General features: G+C 73.3%; 21 protein-coding genes, 1 tRNA gene and 1 pseudogene. 13 read left to right on the top strand and 10 right to left on the bottom strand.

Going from position 1 to position 21526, the window contains the following annotated elements:
• Together ACSMHG_RS18385 and ACSMHG_RS18380 are read right to left on the bottom strand one after the other, a co-directional pair.
• Positions 1-703, bottom strand: a pseudogene (locus ACSMHG_RS18385) (hypothetical protein); the annotation flags it as partial.
• 9 nt (positions 704-712) lie between these two features.
• Positions 713-1597: an SGNH/GDSL hydrolase family protein gene (locus ACSMHG_RS18380; protein ID WP_435747822.1), complete on the bottom strand. Its 885-nt coding sequence runs from the start codon at positions 1595-1597 to the stop codon at positions 713-715.
• A gap of 134 nt (positions 1598-1731) precedes the next feature.
• Here ACSMHG_RS18380 and mptB point away from each other — a divergent pair, with 134 nt between their 5' ends.
• Positions 1732-3138 (top strand): polyprenol phosphomannose-dependent alpha 1,6 mannosyltransferase MptB, encoded by a 1407-nt coding sequence (gene mptB, locus ACSMHG_RS18375; protein ID WP_435747820.1) that lies wholly within the window; start codon positions 1732-1734, stop codon positions 3136-3138.
• On the opposite strand, the gene ACSMHG_RS18370 is transcribed toward mptB, so the two are convergent.
• A complete protein-coding gene (locus ACSMHG_RS18370) occupies positions 3074-4237 on the bottom strand; it encodes a glycosyltransferase (protein WP_435747818.1) in 1164 nt (387 codons plus the stop codon). The two genes, mptB and ACSMHG_RS18370, sit on opposite strands and share 65 nt — an antisense overlap.
• 1 nt (position 4238) lies before the next feature.
• Complete coding sequence (locus ACSMHG_RS18365; protein WP_435747816.1) at positions 4239-5381, bottom strand: glycosyltransferase family 4 protein; 1143 nt, start codon at positions 5379-5381, stop codon at positions 4239-4241.
• Positions 5382-5483: 102 nt separating this feature from the next.
• Here ACSMHG_RS18365 and ACSMHG_RS18360 point away from each other — a divergent pair, with 102 nt between their 5' ends.
• Positions 5484-5693, top strand: coding sequence for a hypothetical protein (locus ACSMHG_RS18360; RefSeq protein ID WP_435747814.1), 210 nt, complete (start codon positions 5484-5486; stop codon positions 5691-5693).
• Between the two features lie 44 nt (positions 5694-5737).
• Here the strand turns inward: ACSMHG_RS18360 and ACSMHG_RS18355 are convergent.
• Positions 5738-5810 (bottom strand) — tRNA-Lys (locus tag ACSMHG_RS18355).
• Between the two features lie 116 nt (positions 5811-5926).
• On the opposite strand from ACSMHG_RS18355, the gene ACSMHG_RS18350 reads away from it, so the two are divergent.
• Both ACSMHG_RS18350 and ACSMHG_RS19560 read left to right on the top strand, forming a co-directional pair.
• On the top strand, positions 5927-6151 hold the full coding sequence (locus ACSMHG_RS18350; RefSeq protein ID WP_494338342.1) for a DUF4333 domain-containing protein: 225 nt from the start codon (positions 5927-5929) through the stop codon (positions 6149-6151).
• Positions 6109-6237 (top strand): hypothetical protein, encoded by a 129-nt coding sequence (locus ACSMHG_RS19560; RefSeq protein WP_494338343.1) that lies wholly within the window; start codon positions 6109-6111, stop codon positions 6235-6237. The genes ACSMHG_RS18350 and ACSMHG_RS19560 overlap by 43 nt, the downstream gene beginning before the upstream one ends.
• Before the next feature lie 23 nt (positions 6238-6260).
• Here ACSMHG_RS19560 and ACSMHG_RS18345 read toward each other — a convergent pair whose 3' ends face one another.
• Positions 6261-6449 carry a hypothetical protein gene (locus ACSMHG_RS18345; protein ID WP_435747812.1) on the bottom strand — a complete coding sequence of 63 codons (189 nt, stop codon included), beginning with the start codon at positions 6447-6449 and terminating at the stop codon, positions 6261-6263.
• Between the two features lie 408 nt (positions 6450-6857).
• Here ACSMHG_RS18345 and ACSMHG_RS18340 point away from each other — a divergent pair, with 408 nt between their 5' ends.
• The 6 genes from ACSMHG_RS18340 to ACSMHG_RS18315 all read left to right on the top strand — a co-directional run bounded on the left by ACSMHG_RS18340 (position 6858) and on the right by ACSMHG_RS18315 (position 11357).
• Positions 6858-7061: a cold-shock protein gene (locus ACSMHG_RS18340; RefSeq protein ID WP_056863399.1), complete on the top strand. Its 204-nt coding sequence runs from the start codon at positions 6858-6860 to the stop codon at positions 7059-7061.
• Between the two features lie 195 nt (positions 7062-7256).
• Positions 7257-7466 (top strand): hypothetical protein, encoded by a 210-nt coding sequence (locus ACSMHG_RS18335; protein WP_435747809.1) that lies wholly within the window; start codon positions 7257-7259, stop codon positions 7464-7466.
• Positions 7467-7597: 131 nt separating this feature from the next.
• The gene (locus ACSMHG_RS18330; RefSeq protein ID WP_435747807.1) at positions 7598-7924 is read left to right on the top strand and encodes a metal-sensitive transcriptional regulator; all 327 of its coding nucleotides are present in this window, start codon (positions 7598-7600) and stop codon (positions 7922-7924) included.
• A gap of 25 nt (positions 7925-7949) precedes the next feature.
• Positions 7950-8156, top strand: a complete 207-nt coding sequence (locus ACSMHG_RS18325) for a heavy-metal-associated domain-containing protein (protein WP_435747805.1) — start codon at positions 7950-7952, stop codon at positions 8154-8156.
• Entirely contained in the window at positions 8156-9169 is a 1014-nt protein-coding gene (locus ACSMHG_RS18320) for a DUF8832 domain-containing protein (protein ID WP_435747803.1), read from the top strand. Before ACSMHG_RS18325 ends, ACSMHG_RS18320 begins: the two co-directional genes overlap by 1 nt.
• Positions 9159-11357 carry a heavy metal translocating P-type ATPase gene (locus ACSMHG_RS18315; RefSeq protein WP_435747801.1) on the top strand — a complete coding sequence of 733 codons (2199 nt, stop codon included), beginning with the start codon at positions 9159-9161 and terminating at the stop codon, positions 11355-11357. The genes ACSMHG_RS18320 and ACSMHG_RS18315 overlap by 11 nt, the downstream gene beginning before the upstream one ends.
• Before the next feature lie 61 nt (positions 11358-11418).
• On the opposite strand, the gene ACSMHG_RS18310 is transcribed toward ACSMHG_RS18315, so the two are convergent.
• Entirely contained in the window at positions 11419-12492 is a 1074-nt protein-coding gene (locus tag ACSMHG_RS18310) for a hypothetical protein (RefSeq protein ID WP_435747799.1), read from the bottom strand.
• Positions 12493-12511: 19 nt separating this feature from the next.
• Between ACSMHG_RS18310 and ACSMHG_RS18305 the strand changes: the two genes are divergently transcribed.
• Positions 12512-13396 carry an NUDIX hydrolase gene (locus tag ACSMHG_RS18305; protein ID WP_435747797.1) on the top strand — a complete coding sequence of 295 codons (885 nt, stop codon included), beginning with the start codon at positions 12512-12514 and terminating at the stop codon, positions 13394-13396.
• A gap of 34 nt (positions 13397-13430) precedes the next feature.
• Here the strand turns inward: ACSMHG_RS18305 and ACSMHG_RS18300 are convergent, their stop codons facing one another.
• The 3 genes from ACSMHG_RS18300 to ACSMHG_RS18290 all read right to left on the bottom strand — a co-directional run bounded on the left by ACSMHG_RS18300 (position 13431) and on the right by ACSMHG_RS18290 (position 17291).
• Complete coding sequence (locus ACSMHG_RS18300; RefSeq protein ID WP_435747795.1) at positions 13431-14465, bottom strand: inorganic phosphate transporter; 1035 nt, start codon at positions 14463-14465, stop codon at positions 13431-13433.
• Positions 14466-14467: 2 nt separating this feature from the next.
• Positions 14468-15085: a DUF47 domain-containing protein gene (locus tag ACSMHG_RS18295; RefSeq protein WP_435747793.1), complete on the bottom strand. Its 618-nt coding sequence runs from the start codon at positions 15083-15085 to the stop codon at positions 14468-14470.
• Between the two features lie 79 nt (positions 15086-15164).
• The gene (locus tag ACSMHG_RS18290; RefSeq protein ID WP_435747824.1) at positions 15165-17291 is read right to left on the bottom strand and encodes an RNA degradosome polyphosphate kinase; all 2127 of its coding nucleotides are present in this window, start codon (positions 17289-17291) and stop codon (positions 15165-15167) included.
• A 259-nt stretch (positions 17292-17550) separates the two neighbouring features.
• Between ACSMHG_RS18290 and ACSMHG_RS18285 the strand changes: the two genes are divergently transcribed.
• Positions 17551-19785 (top strand): Ig-like domain repeat protein, encoded by a 2235-nt coding sequence (locus ACSMHG_RS18285; protein ID WP_435747791.1) that lies wholly within the window; start codon positions 17551-17553, stop codon positions 19783-19785.
• Between the two features lie 47 nt (positions 19786-19832).
• Positions 19833-21526 (top strand): purple acid phosphatase family protein (locus ACSMHG_RS18280; RefSeq protein WP_435747789.1); only part of this gene is annotated, 1694 nt, incomplete at its 3' end.

Here is a 21526-nt window from a genome sequence, read left to right as displayed (position 1 = left end):
CCTCGACCTGGGCGGCGATCCGGGCCTCCGCCTCGAGCCGTGCCTCCTCGGCGCGCCGGCGCGCCTCCGCGTCGAGCTCCTGGGCCGCCTCGCGAGCGGCGTCGTCCTCGACCTCCCGTGCCCGGGCCGCGGCGTCGTCGGCCGTCGCCTCGTCGGGCGAGAGCTCCGCGGGCGGCGCGTCCTCCCTGGACTGCCCCCGGCGGCCGCGGCGCCGGCCGAACCGCGGCTCCGGCTTCGGTCGGCGCGCGGAGGGGATGATGACCGGCTCGAAGTCCGGCAGCGGCTGGCCGTCGGCCGAGGTGGTCTCGAAGAGCGGGGCGGGAGCGACCGGGTCGGGCACGAAGGTGGCGTCGAACAGCGGGTCGGTGGCCGAGTCCCCGGCGTCCTCGGCTGCGGTGGGCTCTGGGGTGGGCTCTGGAGTGGGCTCGGGTGCCGGCTCGGGGGTCGGCTCGGTAGGCGGCTCGGGGGTCGGCTCGGCAGGCGGCTCCGCCGCGGCCTCGACAGCCTCGCTGGCCCCGGACTTGCTGGTCCCGGACTGGCTGGTCTCGGACTCGGCGGGCGACCCGGCCGGGAGCTCGTCGTCCTGCGCGCGCTCCTCGGCACCGCCGGGCGCCTGGGGCGCGGGTCGGTCGCCGGCGGTCTGCGCGTGGTGCGTCAGCCAGCGGTCGAAGAGGTCGGAACCCGGGTCCGTGTGGTCCGGCATGGGTCCAAACTACGCGTGGAGCGGTCCCTCCGGACGGTCGTCGCGTGACTTCGTCGGCACGACCACCGCCGTCGCGCCCGTGCTGAGCGGCGGGTGGTGACCGTGCGGCAGCTCCTCGGTCAGCGAGAGGGCCGCGAGCACGCTCGGCAGGACGGCCTTGGCGGTGCGCTTGTAGCCCGCGGTCGAGGGGTGGAAGCGGTCGGCGGCGAACATCTCGTCGGGCCGGGTCACGAAGAAGGGACCGACCACGTCGGCGAGCGAGACGGCGAGCGCCCCGTGGCGGACGGCGACGTCGCGCTGGGCCGAGGCGAGCTGCCGCGACGCGACCCGCGCCAGCGTGCGCAGCGGCTGCTGCAGCACCGTCAGTGCACCGAGGTCGGGGCAGGTGCCGACGACGACGGGAACGTCGAGCTCGCGCAGGGCGAGGATCGCCTCGGCCAGGTGCTGGCAGGAGTCGGCCACCTTGACCCGGTGCGTCACGTCGTTCCCGCCGACCACGATCACCGCCACGTCGGGCCGGTAGCCCGCCGGCAGGCCCGCGAGCTGGGCGCGCAGCATCGAGGACTCCGCCCCGACCACCGCCGCGGTGTGCAGGCGCACCGAGCGCCGCGCCTTCGGGGCCAGCCGTCGGGCGAGCTGGGCGCCGAACGTGCCCTTCGGCCCGTCGGCGCCGAGGCCGGCCGCGATCGAGTCGCCGAGCACCAGGAGGTCGATCGGGTCGCCGTAGGACTTCTTCCAGACCCGGTCGGCCCGGTGGGCGTCCTCGCCGAGCGGCTTGCCGACCACGGCCCGCGCCGCTCGTGCCTGGGCGGCGAGCAGCTCCCGGGCACCGACCGCACCGCCCAGCAGCGCACCCGTGACCGTTGCTCCTCCGACCCACCATCCACGACCCACGGGCCACACCTGACCCGGTCCGGATGACCCGGAGGTGGCGTGGAGGTGACGACCCGGTGACCGGCCCCGAGGGTTCCCGTCGCGTTCACGGCGGCGTCGCTGAAGTGCCCCCGCAGCGCGCCTAGCCTGCGCCCGTGATCGCTCGTGGGCTTCTCGGGTCCGTCCTCGTGCTCCTCGGTGGCCTGGTGGTCTCCGTCCTGCCACCGTCGAACGACCTCGACGCCCTTCCGCTGCGGCACGACACGCCAGGTCGGCTCGTCGGCCTGGCGGTGGTGATCCTCGGCCTGGGCCTGCTCGGCATGGCCTGGCTGGAGCTGCTCCGGGTCGTCCGCCGGGGCGCGGGCGACCTCGTGCTGGTCAACCGGGCGACGGCGTGGTGGGCCGCCCCGCTGCTCGTCGCGCCGGCGATGTTCAGCCGCGACGGCTGGAGCTACGCCGCGCAGGGCGTCATGACGCGGCTGGGCTACTCGCCGTACGAGACCGGGCCCTCGATCCTGGGCGGGCCGATCGTCGAGGCCGTCGACCCGCTGTGGATGGACACCACCGCGCCGTACGGCCCGATCCCCCTCATGTGGGGCGCGCTCGCGGCCGGCCTGACGCACGACCCCTGGGAGCTCGTCGTCGCGCACCGCCTGCTCGCAGTGGCCGGCCTGGTCCTCCTGGCGCACGCCGTGCCGCGGCTCGCGGACGCGTGCGGGCGCGACCGGGTGTACGCCGCTGCGCTGGTGCTCCCCGGGCCGCTGATGCTGGCGCACGGCGTCGCGGGGCTCCACAACGACCTGCTCATGGTGGGGTTGATGGCGATGGCGCTGGTCGTGGCGATCGAGCAGCGCTGGGTGCTGGCGGCGTCCCTCGGGGGGCTCGCGGCGGCGGTCAAGCTGCCCGGTGGCCTGGTCTGCATCGCGGTGGCCCTGGTCTCGCTGCCGCTGGTGGCCTCCCGGGCCGACCGGGTGCGCCGCCTGGTGCTCGTCGCGGCGGTCTCGGTGGGCGTCCTGGTCGCCACCGGGGTGGCCAGCGGGCTCGGCGTCGGGTGGGTCCACGCGCTCGGCGTGCCGGGCGTCGCGCGCACGCCCCTGTCGATCACCACCCAGCTCGGCCAGCTGCTCTCCTGGGTGCAGCAGGTCGCCGACCTGCCGGGTCCCTACCCGGTCGACGTCGTCCGGCTGCTGGGGACGCTGGCCGCGCTGGCGTTCGCCGCCTGGATGGCGCTCCGCGCGCCGACCGGTGTGCCCTCGGCTGCGGTGTGGACGACGGGGCTGGTCGCCCTGGTGCTGGTCGTCCTCGGACCGGTGGTGCACCACTGGTACGCCCTGTGGGCGCTGCCGTTCCTCGCGGCCGTCCGGCTCGGCCCGCGGGCCGACGCGACGCTGGTCGGGGTCGTCGGGCTGACCGGCCTGGTGGCGCCGCTGGACTCCACGCTGCGGGCGCGCGGCACCGACATCGCGGTCGCCGTGGTGCTGGTGGTGGGCGTGGCCCTCACGCAGGTCGTCGCCCACCGGCGAGCGGTCGCAGCCCCGCTACGCCAGCCGGTCGGCGGCTGAGGTCGTGCAGGTCGAGCATCGCCTCGACGGTCCGTGACCACGGGTACTGCTCGGCCCGGCGACGTGCCGCCACCCGCCGCTGCCGGGGGTCGCGGGCGGCCACGCGGAGGACGGCGTCGGCCAGCGACTCGGCATCCGCCGGTGCCCACCCTCCGGACCGGTCGTCGACCAGCTCGCGGGCGCCACCCTCGTCGGCGGTGACCACCGGCGTGCCGCAGGCCAGCGCCTCCAGCACCGAGAGGCCGAACGTCTCGCCCGGGCACACCGACAGCGACACGTCCGCCTGCGCCAGGCGCGCGGCGAGCCGGTCCCGGCCGGCGACGTGGCCGTGGAAGGTCACCGGCCCGCCCGCCGCCAGGGCCTCGAGCTCGTCGCGGTGCGGCCCGTCGCCGTACACGTCCATCTGCAGCGGTACGCCGCGCCGGTGCAGCGCCATCGCGGTCGCGACGGCCAGGTGCGGGCTCTTCTCCCGCGACAGCCGGCCGGCGTGGACCAGCCGCAGCGGGCCGCCGGCGGCGCCGCCGGGAGGCCCACCGCGCTCCGCTGCCTCGACCGCCGGGCGGAACGTCTCGAGGTCCACCCCGAGCGGCACCCGGTGCAGCGGCGTCGCCGCCGGGCCGGCCAGCGCGCTGAACTCCGCCTCGGCGTACCGCGAGGTCACCACGACCCGGTCGTAGCGGCGTACCAGCGCCCGGTTGAGCGGCGTCACCTGCACCGGCAGGCCGGTGCGCAGCGAGAGCATCGCGTCGAGCCGCTCGTGGGAGAGCAGCAGCGAGGCGACGCCGGCCCGACGGGCCCACCCGGTGACCGGGAGCAGCGTCGACTTGTCGGAGACCTCGAGCGAGGTCGGCGCGAAGTGCCGGAGCAGGTCGGTGACCCGCCACGGCTCGACGATCAACCGGTAGCCCCCGCCGACCCGCGGCGCGCGCAGCTGCACGACGTCGCCCTGGTCGGTCTCGAGGTGCCGGTCCTCGGGGCCGGGGACGACCAGCAGGCGCGCGACGCCCGCGTCGACGTACCCGCGCCCCAGCGCGTCGAGCGCCGTCTTCATCCCGCCCGAGGTGGGGCCGACGAAGTTGGCCAGCTGTGCGACGCGCACCTCAGGCCGCGACCCGCGCCGGCGCGGCGCCGAGGACGGCGTCGTAGTGGCCGACCAGCTCGTCGACCACCGTGGCCCAGGACCGGCCGGCGACTGCTCGCCGGCCGGCGCGTGCCATCCGCACCCGGCCGACCGGGTCGGCCACCAGCCCCTCGACCGTCGCCCGCAGGGCTGCGGGATCGGCGACGTCGTAGAGGCAGCCGGTGCGGCCGTGGTCGACGAGGTCGAGCGGGCCGCCCGCGGCGGGGGCGACGACGGCGACGCCGCTGGCCTGGGCCTCCTGGACGGTCTGGCAGAACGTCTCCGCCTCGCCGGTGTGGACGAAGACGTCGAGGCCGGCGAACGCCCGCGCGAGCTCGGCGCCGCGCAGCATGCCGGTGAAGGTCGCGTGGGGGAGCCGGTCCTGCAGCCACTCGCGCTCCGGGCCGTCGCCGATGACGACCAGGTGGACGTCGCGGAGACCGTCGAGCTCGAGGAGGCGGCGTACCTGCTTCTCCTGGGCGAGGCGGCCGACGTACCCGACCACCGTGCGGCCGTCGCCGCCGGTCCAGGTCCGGCGCTGCTCCTCGTCGCGGTGACCGGGGTCGAAGAGGTCGAGCGCGACGCCGCGGCGCCACAGGTGGAGCTCCGGGACGTCGAGGGAGGCGAGCTGCTCCCAGGAGGACCGCGACGGCACGAGGTTCCGGTCCGCGCGCCGGTGCAGGTGGGCGACCCAGCGGTCGATCCCGCGGCCGACGCCCCGCCCGACGACGGCCTCGGCGCCGGCACCGTACTGCTTGGCGAAGCCGGCCACGTCGGTCTGGTAGACCGCCACCGTCGGCACGTCGAGCCGCCGGGCGGCCCGGAGACCGACCGCGCCGAGCATGATCGGCGAGGCCAGGTGGACGATGTCGGGCCCGAAGCGCTCGAGCGCCTGCTGGACGGCGCGGTCCGGCAGGCCGAGCGGGAACGACTTGTAGCCGGGCAGGGCCACCGACCGCACGCGGACCACCTCGGCCCCGCCGTACGACGTGGGGCCGGGGCCGGGTGCGACGACGAGCGGCTCGTGCCCGGTGGCGGCGAGCCGGTCGACGACGTGGCGGACGGTGTTGGCCACACCGTTCACCTGCGGCAGGAAGGACTCGGTCACGATCGCGACGCGCATGGTCGAACCGTGGCGGCACGGGGTGAACCGGGCGTGTCGCGCTCATGAGCGGCTCGTGAGCGTCTCGTGCGTGCCGGGCGACGTGTCGGGTACCGGCGGACCATGACCGACGAGACGAAGCAGACCGGGCACCTCGACGACGACGCCGAGCAGGCCCAGCAGTCCTCGACCACCGACGGTCCCGCAGCGGCCGGTCAGTACGACCCGGCACAGGGTTCCCCGGGTGGCGGGCACCCCACCGGCGAGACCTTCCCCGACGAGTCCGCCAAGAGCGGCGAGGAGGGGCATCCGCGCAGCGACGCCCAGGAGTGACCGCCGGCCCCTCGCGGTGCCGCGGGTGCCGCCGGGTGCCGGGGTGGGCCCCGTGGGACTCGAACCCACAACCAAGAGATTAAAAGTCTCCTGCTCTGCCCATTGAGCTAGAGGCCCGTGCGGAGCCGGGTCGTCGACTGGCGCCGGAGGACACCCGGGCGGCTCCCGCGTCGGAGCAGCGTACGCCTCGACTGGAGTGCCACCGGGTCGAGGTGCGCCATGATGTCGGCGTGATGAGGACGCTCCTGGCCCTGCCCCTGGTCGCCACCCTCGGACTGGCCGGCTGCTCGTCGTCCGCCAGCGTGGAGGAGGGCGCCCTCGAGGAAGAGGTCTCGGCCCAGCTGGAGGAGACGGTCGGCGTCGCCCCTGACGAGGTGGACTGCCCCGAGACCTTGCGGGCGGAGTCGGCGAGACCATGCGGTGCACCCTCACGGCCGGGGCCGACGAGGTCGGACTGACGGTGACGGTGACCGAGGTCGATGGTGAACGGGTCGACTTCGACATCGAGGTGGACGACGAGGTCCAGGAGGGCGCGGCCGGGTGACCGGGCCGGCGGGCCGCCGTCCCTCAGGCGGTCGCGGCCAGGTACTCCGGCAGCGAGTGGATGACGGTGCTCGAGGAGTACGCGTCGTCGTCGTCTGCCAGGACGCTGCTGGCGCGAATCAGGAGGCCGGCCTCGTCGACGAGGTCCCGCACCTCCTGCTCGTCGGCCCCGTCGCGGACGAGCAGCGTGGTGTAGACGGCAACAACCTTCATGATCCCCCCAGATCGCCTCGACCGCTTCCGCGGTGCTCTCCCATGCTCGCACTGGCGGGGTAACGGCGCGGTAAAGCGACGTCCATGGCTCGTCCACGTCTGCGTCCGCCGGGGGTCGACGGCGACGCGTGCGGCCCGCGGTTGCCCTCGTGTTACGTGTCCGCCACGCAACCTTCACGTTCGTGGTCCACAAAAGCGGCCGCGGAAGGTTTGTCCTGGGCCAAGGCTTGGTACTGTCGTGTCTGCAACAGGTGCAAGTTCCAGCTGGTCTGACGCCCGCGGAGTTTGTGATCCAACGGCGTTTCTGGTTTGTGGTGTTCCAATCACGGGTCGGAGCGACGTGTCACCGCATCTGGTGCGGGTCGCCGAGGTGGCGGCTCTCGCCCCGACGAAAGAGGATTGAGCACAATGGCTCAGGGCACCGTGAAGTGGTTCAACGCTGAGAAGGGCTTCGGCTTCATCGCGCAGGAGGACGGCGGCGACGACGTCTTCGTGCACTACTCGGCGATTCAGACCCAGGGCTACAAGTCCCTGGACGAGAACCAGAAGGTCGAGTTCGACGTCACCCAGGGCCCGAAGGGCCCGCAGGCGGAGAACGTTCGCCCCGTCTGAGCTCTCGAGTCTGACTCGAGCACTCCAGAGGAGACCTGGCAGCACCTGTCACTGTCTCCGCGCGAGGCCCCACCCGTACCGGGTGGGGCCTCGTGCCGTTCGTGGGGGCCCAGACGGGCGGGGCGCCAACCATCACAACGGGCCACTTCGGTCCGAGAGGTTTGCCCGTAGAGTCGGAGGGGAATGTTCCGGCGGATGAACGAGAACCCGCACCCGACGCGTCAGCTGGAGGAGGCCCCTGTGCACGACCAGTTCGACGTGACGCTGGAGGACGCCGACCTGCTGGGCGAGGTGGAGCTCACCACCAACCTGATCATCGCGGCCAGCGAGTCCGACGAGCACCTCGAGGCCGAGGAGATCGACCGCATCCTCGGCGTCGTCCCCAGCCCCCGCGAGGACGGCTGAGCCGCCACCACGCACCACCACGCAACCCACGAGCCCGCCGGCAGCAGCCGGCGGGCTCGTTGCTTTGTCTGGTGCCTCACCTGCGACCTCGCGGCTTGAAGGACATACCCCCAGGGGGTACCGTTGAGCACATGACCGGGACGCAGACGGACGGCCGTGGCGCGGAGCACGGCCACCAGCACGGGTACCTCGCGCGCAAGGACGACCACCTCAAGCGGCTGCGCCGCATCGAGGGGCAGGCTCGCGGCCTGCAGCGGATGGTCGAGGAGGAGCAGTACTGCATCGACATCCTCACCCAGGTCTCCGCCATGACGAAGGCCCTCGAAGCCGTCTCGCTCGCGCTGCTCGACGAGCACATGCACCACTGCGTCGTCGACGCGGCCCGGGCCGGCGACGAGGAGGGCCGGGCCAAGGTGGCCGAGGCCATGGCCGCCATCACCCGCCTGGTCAAGAGCTGACCGACCCCACCCCTAGGAGGACCTCATGAGCACCACCACCACCTGGACCGTCTCCGGCATGACCTGCGGCCACTGCGAGGCCTCGGTCCGCGAGGAGGTCGGCGAGATCGCCGGCGTCGAGTCCGTCACCGCCGACCACGCCACCGGCGAGGTCGTCGTCACCAGCACCGAGCCGCTCCAGCGGGACGCCGTCGCCGCGGCGGTCGCGGAAGCCGGCTACGAGCTCGCCTGATGCGCACTCCCACCCGCGTGCTCGGGTTCCTCGCCGTGCTCGCCCTCGTGCTCGTCGCGAGTCTCGGCCTCGGCCGCTGGGTCGGCCCGGACGAGGACCTCGCGTCCGCCTCGGGTGGGGACCACGGCCACGCGGCTACGGACGACAGCACCACCGACGAGGGCGGTCACGACCACGGCGCCGCGCTGGCCGGCGGGCTCCAGATGAGCGAGGGCGGCCACGCGTTGACGCTGCGCGAGACGATCCTCGAGCCCGGCCGACGCGAGGTCGCCTTCACGATCGAGGGCGGCGACGGGCCGGTCACCGACTACGACGTGGTGCACGAGAAGGAGCTGCACCTCATCGTCGTACGCCGTGACCTGACCGGCTTCCAGCACCTCCACCCGGAGCGGGACGCCGACGGCACCTGGCGGGTGCCGGTCGACCTCGAGCCCGGCGCGTGGCGGGTCCTGGCCGACTTCCAGGCGGCCGGGGGCGAGCCGCACGTCCTCGGCGCCGACCTGTTTGTGCCCGGAGACTTCCAGCCGGAGCGGGTCGGCGGGCAGGACCTCGCCGACACCGTCGACGGGTACGACGTCAACCTCGGCGGCAGCTTCACCGCCGGCGCCGAGTCGGTCGTGACCGCGACGGTCAGCCGGGACGGCGAGGTGGTGACCGACCTGGAGCCGTACCTCGGTTCCACCGGGCACCTCGTCGCGCTGCGCGCCGGCGACCTCGGCTACGTGCACGTGCACCCCGAGGGCGGCGCGTTCCACACCTCGTTCCCCAGCGCCGGCTCCTACCGGCTCTTCCTCGACTTCAAGCACGACGGCGTCGTCCGCACCGCGGCGTTCACTGTCCAGGTCGACGGGGCCGGTCACGACCACGGCAGCCACGACCACGGCACGGACGACCACGGCACGGACGACGACGGCATGGACACCGACCCCGCGGAGGAGCATCCCGTCCAGGAGGAGCCCTCCGACGGGTCCAGCAACCAGGAGACCGAGGATGGACACAGTCATGACCACTGACCTCGAGCTGTCGATCTCCGGCATGACCTGCGCGTCGTGCGCGAACCGGATCGAGCGGAAGCTCAACAAGCTCGACGGCGTGGAGGCGAGCGTCAACTACGCCACCGAGAAGGCGCGGGTCAGCTTCCCCGAGACGGTGACCCCGGAGGACCTGCTGCGCACCGTGGAGGCAGCCGGGTACGCCGCCGCGCTGCCCCAGCCCGAACGTGAGGCGCCGGCAGAAGAGCCGGCCCGCGACGCGGAGCTCGACGGGCTGAGGGACCGGCTGCTGGTCAGCGCCGTGCTGAGCGTGCCGGTCATCGCGATGGCGATGGTGCCGGCGCTGCAGGTGGAGTACTGGCAGTGGCTCTCGCTCACGCTCGCAGCGCCGGTAGCGGTGTGGGGGGCGTGGCCGTTCCACCGCGCCGCGTGGACCAACCTGCGGCACGGCGCGACCACGATGGACACCCTCGTGTCGTTGGGTGTCCTCTCCGCGTTCGGGTGGTCGCTGGTGGCGCTGTTCGCCGGGACGGCCGGCGAGCCGGGGATGACCCACGCCTTCGAGATCAGCGTCGACCGCACCGACGGCCTGTCCAACATCTACCTCGAGGTCGCCGCCGGCGTCACGACGTTCCTGCTCGCCGGTCGCTACTTCGAGAAGCGGTCCAAGCGGCGGGCCGGCGACGCGCTCCGCGCGCTGCTCGACCTCGGTGCCAAGGACGTCGTCGTGCTGCGCGACGGTGTGGAGACCGCCATGCCGGCCGACCAGCTGGTGGTCGGCGACGTCTTCGTCGTGCGGCCCGGGGAGAAGATCGCGACCGACGGTGTCGTGGAGGGCGGGACGTCGGCGGTCGACGCCTCGATGCTGACCGGCGAGCCGGTGCCCGTCGAGGTCGGACCCGGCGACACCGTCACCGGCGCCACCGTCAACGCCGGTGGCCGCCTGGTCGTCCGCGCCACCCGGGTGGGTGCCGACACCCGGCTCGCCCAGATGGCCCGCCTCGTCGAGGACGCCCAGAGCGGCAAGGCGCGTGCACAGCGGCTCGCCGACCGGGTCTCCGGGGTCTTCGTCCCCGTCGTCGTCGTGCTGGCCGTCGCCACCCTCGGATTCTGGCTGGGCTCCGGCGTCGCGACCTCCGCCGCCTTCGCCGCGGCCGTCTCCGTGCTCATCATCGCCTGCCCGTGCGCCCTCGGGCTGGCCACGCCGACGGCTCTGCTCGTGGGCACCGGCCGCGGGGCCCAGCTCGGCATCCTGGTCCGCGGACCGGAGGCGCTCGAGCAGACCCGACGCGTCGACACCGTCGTGCTTGACAAGACCGGCACGGTCACCACCGGCGAGATGTCGCTGGCCGACGTGGTCGCCGCCGAGGGCACCGACCCCGCCGACGTACGGCGTCTGGCCGGCGTCCTGGAGTCCGCGTCCGAGCACCCGATCGCCCGGGCGATCGCGGCGGGGCATTCCGGTGAGGTGGACGGCTTCGCCGCGCTGGCCGGTCTCGGCGTCCGCGGCCGGGTCGAGGGCCACGACGTCGTCGTGGGCCGCCCGTCGCTCCTGGCCGAGCAGGGGCTCCCGCTCGAGGCGTCGCTGGTCGCCGCGGTCGACGCGGCCGAGGCCCGCGGCCGCACCGCCGTCGCGGTCGGGTGGGACGGCCGGGCCCGCGGCGTGCTCGTCGTGGCCGACACGGTCAAGGACGGGTCGGCCGAGGCCGTCGCCCGGTTCCGCTCGCTCGGGCTGGCGCCGGTGCTCCTCACCGGCGACAACGAGCGCGCGGCCCGTGCGGTCGCGGCGGAGGTGGGCATCGACGACGTGGTCGCGGGCGTGATGCCCGAGGAGAAGGTCGACCACGTGCGCCGGCTGCAGGAGCAGGGCCGGGTCGTCGCGATGGTGGGCGACGGGGTCAACGACGCCGCGGCGCTCGCCCAGGCCGACCTCGGCATCGCGATGGGGGCCGGCACCGACGTCGCCATCGAGGCCAGCGACCTCACCCTCGTGCGCGGTGACCTCCGGGTGGCCGCGGACGCCGTACGCCTCTCCCGGCGCACGCTCGGCACGATCCGCTCGAACCTGGTGTGGGCGTTCGGCTACAACGTGGCTGCCCTGCCGCTGGCCGCGGCCGGCCTGCTCAACCCGATGCTCGCCGGCGCCGCCATGGCGCTGTCGTCGGTCTTCGTGGTGGCCAACAGCCTGCGGCTGCGGACCTTCCGCTGAGGCCGACGGGATCCCCTGAGAAGCACGCCACGCCGACTCGCGCGGTGGCACGGCCGGCGGCTCAGCAGGTCGCGAAGAGCACCGGCCCGGTGCTGAGGTCGGAGAGCACGTAGCTGCCCTCCACCGGGTCGAGGTCCATCGTGACGACGCGCCCTTCGGCGCTGACCGGGCCGAGCTCGAAGCGGTCGGCGAAGTCGCCGCCCTGGCCCGGTGCGGGCCCGGAGGCCAGCTCCGCCCGGCTGTCGGCGTCCTCGCGGGCCTGGTCGCCGGTCTCGAGCGCCATCGCGACGCGGATGTCGCCGTCCGGGAGCGCGGCCATCACGAACGACTGCAGGACGTGTACGCCGCCGGCCTTGTCGACCAGCTGCTCGCCGGCCGCGTGGTCGCCGGCGTCGGCCTGCCCCATGGAGAGGGCTCCGCAGACGTGGCCGCCGGTGTAGACGGCCGCCGCGAGCGGGTCGCCGGTCGCCTCGACCGCGGCGGCGACGTCGTCGGCGTCGTCGCCCTCGAGACCCGTCAGCCCGTCGTCGGCCACGAGCCCGCGCAGGTACTCCGCGTTGTCGCTGGCCGCCACGAGGCCGCGGTCCCGGTCGAGCGCGACGTGGGCGAGCTCGGGCGTCACCCCGCCGATGCGCGCGAGCAGCTCGTCGCCGCCCGTCCAGACCCCGTCCTGCTCGTCGGGCTCCTCGTAGCCGAGCCGGGTGAGCCGCTCGGCCACCGTGTCCAGGTCGGCGTCTTCGCCGAGGTCCATCACCACCACCGCGCCGGCCGCGCCCTGGGCGAAGAGCTCCCACCCGAGCGTCGCGGGGGAGAAGCCGTACTGCACCTGCAGCGTGGCGGCGGACGCCACCAGGGCCGACGTGGCCGCCAGGTCCGCCGCGAACGCCTCGTTCAGGAACTCCTCGACCTCGCCGGACTCCGAGCCGGCATCCAGGCCGGCGTCGAGCGCGGTGCGGACGGCACGCCAGTCGGTGAAGGAGAACCGCTCTCCGTCCGCCGGCGCCACGCCCATCGCGCGCTCGAGCTCGCTGCGGTCCCGGTCGACCCACCAGCGCACCCCGACCACGAGGCCGCCGACGAGCACGAGGGCCAGGACGACGGCCAGGCCCACCACGATGGTTCGTCGGCTGCGCACGGGTGTGAGACTAACGACCATGGCACCACGCCCCGACCCCTCGCCGGACGTGCACGCCGCGGGGGCCGTCGTCCTCGGGCCGGGCCGGAGGGTGGTGCTCGTGCACCGGCCGAAGTACGACGACTGGTCGTTCCCGAAGGGCAAGCTGGACCCCGGCGAGCACGCCATCACCGCGGCCGTGCGCGAGGTGGCCGAGGAGACGGGCCTCGCCGTACGCCTCGGGCCGCCGTTGACCGGCCAGCGCTACCCGGTCGCGGGCGGCCGGATGAAGACCGTGCACTACTGGGTCGGCCGGCTCCGCGACCCCGACGCGGCCGACGTCTCGGGCCACACCTGCGGTGACGAGATCGATCGGGTCGCCTGGTTCTCGGCGGAGGAGGCCGCCTCCGTCCTGAGCTACGACCACGACCGGGTCACCCTCGCCGAGGCGCTCGCCGTGCCCCGCAAGACGCGGCCGCTCGTCGTGCTCCGCCACGGCCAGGCGCACCCGCGCAAGCAGTGGCGCGAGGACGACCGGCTGCGGCCGCTCGCCCCTGCCGGCCGCGAGGAGGCCCTCGCGCTGGTGCCGATCCTCGATGCGTACGCCGCGGGCCGCGTGGTCACCTCGCCCTCGACCCGCTGCGTCGAGACGGTCCTGCCGTACGCCGGCGCGCGCGGCCTCGACCTCGTCGAGGAGCCGGCCCTGACCGAGGAGCAGTTCACGGTCGACTCGGTCGGGAAGGTCGTCCGCGGGCTCCTCGAGTCGCGTGAGCGGGCCGTCCTGTGCACCCACCGGCCGGTCCTGCCGCACGTCTTCGCCGGAGCCGGCGTGCCCGACCCCAGGCTCCGCCCGGCCGGGCTGCTCGTGGTCCACCACCGTGCCGGTGAGGTCGTGGCCACCGAGTCGCACCGCCCCCCGGCGTGACCACCCCGCCGCCGGACGTGGGGGAACCCGGGCCTCAGCCCAAGCGCAGCACGAAGTGCGCGAAGTAGTACGTCGCCGCAGCGGCGGAGGCGGCGGCGGGGAAGGTGAGCACCCACGCCACGACGATGGACCGGGCCACGCCCCACCGGACGGCCGAGAACCGCTTGGTCGCGCCGACGCCCATGACCGCGGAGGTGATGGTGTGGGTGGTGGAGATCGGCGCCTCGAAGGCGTACGCCGTCGTGTAGAGCACCGACGCGGCCACGGACTCCGCGGCGAAGCCGCGCGCCGGGTCGAGGTGGATGATCCGGCGGCCCAGCGTGCGCATGATCCGCCAGCCGCCGGCCCAGGTGCCGGCGGAGATGGCGGCCGCGGCGGCGAAGATGACCCACAGCGGGAGCGGGTCGCCCTCGCTGACGTACCCGCCGGCGAGCAGGGCGAGGAAGATGACGCCCATCGTCTTCTGGGCGTCCTGGAGACCGTGTCCGAGCGCCATCGCGGCGGCCGAGGCGGTCTGGGCGAGCTTGAAGCCGCGGTTGGCCCGGTGTGGGTTGACCCGTCGGAAGATCCACATGATGGCCACCATCACGAGGAAGCCGGCGCCGAACGCGAAGAGCGGCGAGACCAGCATGGGGATGACGACCTTGTTGAGGACCGTGTCCCAGTTGACGCTCACCCCGCCGGCGATCGCCGCGCCGCCCAGCCCGCCGATGAGGGCGTGGGAGGAGGACGACGGCAGCCCGTAGTACCAGGTGAGCATGTTCCAGATGATCGCGCCGAGCAGGCCGCACATGACGATCACCAGCGCGTGCACGGTCACCGAGGCGGCGGCGTTCGGATCGAGCTGCTCGGGGCTGAACTGGATGACGTCGGCGACCGTCTTGGCGACCTTCTGGCCGAGGAAGGCACCGATGAAGTTCATGACGGCCGCGAGGCCGAGGGCGACCCGCGGCGTGAGCGCGCGCGTGGACACCGACGTCGCGATGGCGTTGGCCGCGTCGTGGAACCCGTTGGTGTAGTCGAACACCAGGGCCACCACGACCACCGCGACGATGATCGCGATCTCCACCGTCAGGACTCCTTGACGGCGATCTGCTCCACCGTGTTGGCGACCTTCTCGAACGCGTCGATGGCGTCCTCGAGGGCCTCGACGATGTCCTTGAGCTTGAGCACCTCGATGGTCTTGTAGTCGCCGCCGAAGAGGTTGGCGAGGATCCGCCGGTGGTTCTTGTCGCCGGCGTTCTCGAGCCGGTTGATCTCGATCCAGTACTCGTCGAGCGACTGCATCGAGCGCAGGTTCGGCATCGCGGCGGCGGTCAGCTCGGCGCACCGCTGGAGGAGCTCGACCTGGGCCGACAGCTCGGCCGGCATCGCGCGCACCTCGTAGAGGTGGATCATGTCGACGACCTCGTCCATCATGTCCATGACGTCGTCGAGGCCGGAGGCCAGGGCGTAGATGTCCTCGCGGTCGAACGGCGTGATGAAGGTGCTGTTGACCCGCTTGATGATGGCGTGCGTCGCCTCGTCGGCCGCGTGCTCGGCGTCGCGCATCCGCTCGGCGACGGCCTCGTGGTCGGCCCCGTCGGCAAGCATCTCGGCGAGGATGCCGGCGCCGGTGACGAGGTGGTTGGCCAGTTCGGTGAAGAGGTCGTAGAAGCTGGCCTCTACCGGCCGGAAACGCATACCCACGGAGTGGCTCCTGAACGAGGGGTGAACGACGGCTGACAGCGTAGGGGAGTCAGCGCGCCATCATGCAAGCGACGGAGGCTCAACCCGCCGTGCGGCGCGTGCGCTGGCGCTCGATCAGGGTCTCCTGGAGGTGCACGTCACCGTGGGAGCGCTCCCACGTCCCGTCGGGGCCGAGGATCCACGCGTCGGTGTCGGCGTCGAAGGCCAGCGTCAGCAGCTCGTCCACGGCCGAGCAGCTCTCCGGGCCCGGCAGGTGCACGAGCACCTCCACGCGGCGGTCGAGGTTGCGGTGCATCATGTCGGCCGAGCCGATCCAGGCCTCCGGCTCCCCGCCGTTGTCGAACCAGAAGACCCGGCTGTGCTCGAGGAACCGGCCGAGCACCGAGCGCACCTCGATCGTCTCCGACAGGCCGGGTACGCCGGGCCGCAGCGCGCAGATGCCGCGCACGAGCAGCTGCACGGGCACGCCCTCCTGCGAGGCGAGGTAGAGCGCGTCGATGACCGCCTCGTCGACGATCGAGTTGGCCTTGAACCGGATCCGGGCCGGTCGGCCGGCGCGGTGGTGGCCGATCTCCCGGTGGATCCGGTCGACGAGGCCGGTGCGGACCGAGTCGGGCGCGACGAGCAGCTGCTCGTAGGAGGCGTTGCGCGACCAGCCGGAGAGGTTGTTGAACAGCTGGGCCACGTCGTCGGCGATGGCCTCGTTGGTGGTGATCAGCCCGATGTCCTCGTAGAGGCGCGACGTCTTGGGGTTGTAGTTGCCGGTGCCGATGTGGGTGTAGCGGCGGATGCCGTCGCCCTCGTCGCGCACCACCAGCGACAGCTTGCAGTGGGTCTTGAGGCCGACGATGCCGTAGACGACGTGGCAGCCGGCCTGCTCGAGCTTGCGTGCCCAGCGGATGTTCGCCTGCTCGTCGAAGCGGGCCTTGATCTCGACGATGACCAGCACCTGCTTGCCGGCCTCGGCTGCGTCGATGAGGGCGTCGATGATCGGCGAGTCGCCGGAGGTGCGGTAGAGCGTCTGCTTGATCGCCAGCACGTGCGGGTCGGCCGCGGCCTGCTCGATGAAGCGCTGCACGGAGGTGGCGAAGGAGTCGTACGGGTGGTGCAGCAGCACGTCGTGGCGGCGCGCGGCCTTGAAGACGTCGACCGGCGCCGCGGACTCGCGTTCGGCGAGCTTCGCGTGGGTGGTGGGGACGAAGGCGGGGTACTTCAGCTCCTCGCGCGCGAGGTCGGCGATCCCGTGCAGCCCGCGCAGGTCGAGGGGGCCGGGGAGGCGGAAGACCTCGTCGCGGGTGACGCCGAGCTCGGAGACGAGCAGGTCGAGCACCGCGGGGCTGATCGACTCCTCCACCTCGAGCCGGACGGGCGGGCCGAAGCGGCGGCGGAGCAGCTCCTTCTCGAGCGCCGCGAGGAGGTTCTCGGCGTCGTCCTCCTCGACCTCGAGGTCCTCGTTGCGGGTGACGCGGAAGGTGTGGACCTCGAGCACCTCCATGCCCGGGAAGAGGCGCTTGAGCCGCTCGCGCATGACGTCCTCGAGCGGCACGAACCGGGCGTTGCCCAGCGGGACGAACCGGGCGAAGATCGGCGGCACCTTGACCCGGGCGAAGTGCTCCTTGGCCGTCTCGGGGTTGCGCAGCACGACCGCGAGGTTGAGCGAGAGCCCCGAGATGTAGGGGAACGGGTGGGCCGGGTCGACGGCGAGCGGGGTCAGGACGGGGAAGACCCGGTCCTTGAAGAGCTTCTTGCAGTACTTCTGCTCGTCCGGGTCCAGGTCGGACCACCGGACGATCTCGATGCCGTGGTCGCGGAGCTCGGGGATGATGTCGTCGCGGAAGACACGCGCCTGCCGCTGGCTCAGCTCGCGGGCGGTCTCCCAGATGCACTCGAGCACCTCGCGCGGCATCAGGCCGGAGGCGGCGCGCACCGCCAGCCCGGCGGCGATGCGCCGCTTGAGGCCGGCCACCCGGACCATGAAGAACTCGTCGAGGTTGCTGGTGAAGATCGCCAGGAAGCGGGCGCGCTCCAGCAGCGGCAGCGATCGGTCCTCGGCGAGCTCGAGCACCCGCTGGTTGAACCGCAGCCAGGACAGCTCGCGGTCGAGGAAGCGGTCGTCGTACTTCTCGACCGCGGCGAGAGCCTCGTGGTCGGGGACGTACGGCGGGTCGACGTCGAACGACTCGTGCGGCGCGTCCTCGCGTGGCAGGTGGTCCTCGTCGGGTCCGGTCTCGAGCGTCACGCTGGCCAGTGTGGCACCGCCGGGTGAACGGCAGGTGACCCGCTGCCCCGGCAGGTGGCGGCTCAGGGAGTGGTGTGCGAACGGCTGGTGAAGAGGCATCTTAGGGTCTGTCCAGGGTTCTCCGGGCGGCGCTAGCGTCGCGGCGCCCGGCGCCCTTCTCGGGATGGCGGACGGTGCGCCCTCCCTGCCCTGACGCGGTGCTCGCCGCCTTCTCGAGAGGTTCTCCATGACCACCGGTTCTCGCGCGCCCTGGCGTCGCCGGCTCCGCACCCGGACGACCATGCTGGTCGTCGGCGCGGTCCTGGCCACCAGCACCGCCACGGGCGTCGTCGCCCTCGCCGCCGGCGGCCTCGCGCCGCCAGCTGTCGACCCTGCCCTCCTCTACCGGCCCACCGCCGCCCCCGACCGCATCGCGCTGACGCCGACGGCGGACCCGGCGACCTCCCAGCACCTTAGCTGGCGCAGCTCGCCCGAGGCCGGTGCGCCGCGCGTGCAGCTGGCCGCCCCGTCGGCGGGCGTCGTCGAGCCGGAGCGCACGGTGACCGGGACGACCGAGACCCGCACCGCCGACCTCGGCTACGTGATGGCCGAGCACCGGGCGACCGTCGACGGCCTGCAGCCCGGCACGACCTACCTCTACCGGGTGGGCGACGGCGAGACCTGGAGCGAGTGGTCGGAGTTCACGACTGCCGAGGAGTCCTTCGAGGACTTCTCCTTCGTCACCTACGGCGACGCCCAGAACGACGTGAAGTCCTATGTCTCGCGCGCCTTCCGCGAGGCGACCGAGGCACGGCCCTACGCGAAGGTCGCCCTGCACGTCGGGGACCTCACCGACACCGACGTCTCGGACGCCGAGTGGGGCCAGTGGTACGACGCCGCCGGGTTCGCGATGCGCTCGATGAACCTGGTCGCGACGCCGGGCAACCACGAGTACTACCCGGGGCCGGGGCTCACGCCGTACTGGCGAAACTTCGGGTACCCCGACAACGGCCCGCAGGCCTCCGACCGGGTCGAGGGCCTGCTGCGCGGCTCGGTGTGGTCCACCGACTACCAGGGCGTCCGCTTCATCTCCCTCAACAGCAACCACCCGCACGACACCGAGGTGATGGCCGCCCAGACGGCTTGGCTGGAGCAGCGCCTGACCGACAACCCGAACCGGTGGACGGTCGTCACCTTCCACCACCCCCTCTTCTCGGTGGCCTCGGGCCGCGACAACGCGACCATCCGCAACGCGTGGCTGCCGTTGCTCGAGGAGCACGACGTCGACCTGGTCCTGCAGGGCCACGACCACACCTACGGACGCGGCAACCTCTTCGCGAACGAGCAGGACCTGCCGGCGGGCGCCTCGGCGGAGGACAGCCACCGCGGCCCGGTCTACCTGGTCTCGGTCGCGGGGCCGAAGTACTACGTCGCCGACCCGCCGGAGTCGAACAACTGGGTCGCCAACGACGCGCACCTGCGGGCGATGGTCGAGGAGACCCAGATGTACCAGCTCGTCGACGTCACCGACGACGAGCTGCACGTGGAGAGCTGGAACGTCTCCGGCGAGCTGATCGACGGCTTCACCATCAGCAAGGCCGGCGGCGAGAAGCTGGTCACGACCGACCTGCAGCCACGCGCGTCCGGCCCCGGCTCGGAGCGTGCCGACCTCGACCGGCCCGCGCTGCCGGAGCCCGTGGTGCCCGGCCAGGAGGGCCCGACCGACCCGGGCCCGACGGACCCGGGCCCGACGGACCCGGGCCCGACGGACCCCGAGCCGACGGACCCCGAGCCGACGGACCCCGAGCCGACGGACCCCGAGCCGACGGACCCCGAGCCGACGGACCCCGAGCCGACGGACCCCGAGCCGACGGACCCCGAGCCGACGACCGTCGTCCCCGCGATCACGGTCGACCGTGCCGCGCGGCAGACCTGGGGCGACCGGAGGACCGTCCGGGTGACCGCCACGGTCGGCGCCGTCGACGGCGCGGCGCCCCGCGGCTCGATCGTCTTCCGGGACGGCTCCCGGGTGCTGCGCGAGGTCGACCTGTCGGCCAGCGGCCGCGCGCGGATGCGCCTGCCCCGCCGGCTGCCGGCCGGCGCCCACCAGCTGACGGCGGCGTACCGGCCGGCCGCAGGGGAGGACGCCTTCGCTCCCGGCCGCTCCGAGCCGATCACGGTCCGCGTGCTCGAGGCGGACTCGCGCACGATGCTCCGGGGCCTCCCGAAGCGGCTCGCCGCCGGCGCCAGGCCGGTCGTCCGCGTCCGCGTCAAGGTCCGCGGGACGAAGGCCCCGGCCGCCCGCGTCGTCGTGCGGGACGGGAAGCGCGTCGTCCTGACCGAGCGGCTCGACGCTGACGGGCGGCTCGCGCTGCGGCTGCCCGCGCTCGACCGGGGCCTCCACCGGATCTCGGTCACCTACGCCGGCACCGACGACGTCGAGGCGTCGCGGTCCGCCACCCGGAAGGTGCGGGTCCGATGAGCCGGCCGACCGCCCACCCACCAGCCCCGCACGGGAGAAGGACACCGATGTCCCACCTGCCCCACGCACCCGGCCGCACCCTGCGCCGGACCGCCGCGCTGCTCACCGCCGGCCTGCTGTCGGTCGGCATGACCGCCGGCCTCACCCCGGCACCGGCGTACGCCGCACCGCTCGACGCGGCCGCGGCGTACGCACCCACCCGGGTGCCCGACCGGGTGACGCTGACGCCCACCGAGACCCCGGCCACCAGCCAGGCGGTCACCTGGCGCACCTCCGACGTGGTGACCGAGCCGCGGGTGGAGCTGCGGGTGGCGTCGAGCCTGACGTACCGGAACGACAACACGGTGGTCGAGGCGACCGAGACCACCACGATGACCACGGACCTCGGCTACGCCCAGGCGTTCCACACCGCCGAGCTCACCGGGCTCCAGCCCGACACCACCTACCAGTACCGGGTCGGCGACGGCACCAACTACAGCGAGTGGCAGCACTTCACCACCGCGACGGAGGACGCCGAGCCCTTCTCGTTCCTCTACTTCGGGGACGTGCAGAACGGGATCAAGTCCCAGGCCTCGAGGGTGCTGCGCGCCGGCTTCCGCGACCGGCCGGACGCCTCGGTCGTGCTGCAGATCGGCGACCTGGTCAACGATGCGGAGAGCGACGAGGAGTGGGCGGAGGTCTACGAGGCCGCCGACTACGTGCCGGGCACCACCAACGTCCTGACCACGCCCGGCAACCACGAGTACGAGGGCACGCTGTCGCGGCAGTTCCGGGCCCAGTTCGCCTATCCGGACAACGGGCCGTCGAGCGAGGCCGCCGGCTTCGGTGACTCCGTCTACTACGTCGACTACCAGGGCGTGCGGTTCATCTCCCTCAACAGCAACATCAGCTCGGCCGAGCCGCTCGCGGCGCAGACCGCGTGGCTGGACCGGGTGCTCAGCGACAACCCCCACCAGTGGTCGGTCGTCTTCTTCCACCACCCGCTCTTCCCCCTCGACGAGGGCCGCAACAACCGGGCCCTGCGGAGCTCCTGGCTGCCGGTGCTCGAGGAGCACAACGTCGACCTGGTGCTCCAGGGCCACGACCACGGCTACGGCCGCGGCAACACCGATGCCGCGGAGGAGGGCAACCCGGCGAGCTGGGACACCAACCGGACCTACGACGGCCCCGTCTACGCCGTCTCCGTCGTCGGCGAGAAGCAGTACGAGGGCGGGCCGCGCCAGTGGACCGAGAACGGCGCGCACCTGCGCCGCCTCGGCGGTGCGCTGCAGCTCTACCAGATGGTCGACGTCGAGGGCGACCGGCTGCGCTACGAGGCGAGGACCGCCGACGGCCGGTACTACGACGGTCTGACGATCGTGAAGAACGAGCACGGCAAGGCGGTCACCGACGACACCGACCCGGACGTCATCGACCCGACCGACCCCGGGCCGTGCCTCGGCTGCGAGCCCAACCCCGACGATCCGACGGACCCGACGGACCCGACGGACCCGACGGATCCCACCGACCCGACGGACCCGACCGATCCCACGGACCCCACGGACCCGACGGATCCCACCGACCCGACGGACCCGACGCCGCAGGACCCGGCCGACTTCGAGTACGTCGAGGACGGCGAGCTGGTGTCGGTGGATGACACGGTGGCGCAGCTGCCGGCGGGGGTGGCGTTCTCGCAGGCGCGGGACACGTTGTTCCTGGGTGACCAGAACGGTCGGACGATCTGGGAGCTGGATCCGGAGAC

It is taken from the genome of Nocardioides ureilyticus (assembly GCF_051280745.1).
Lineage (GTDB): Bacteria > Actinomycetota > Actinomycetes > Propionibacteriales > Nocardioidaceae > Nocardioides.
This window is presented reverse-complemented; position numbering and strand designations above follow the sequence as displayed.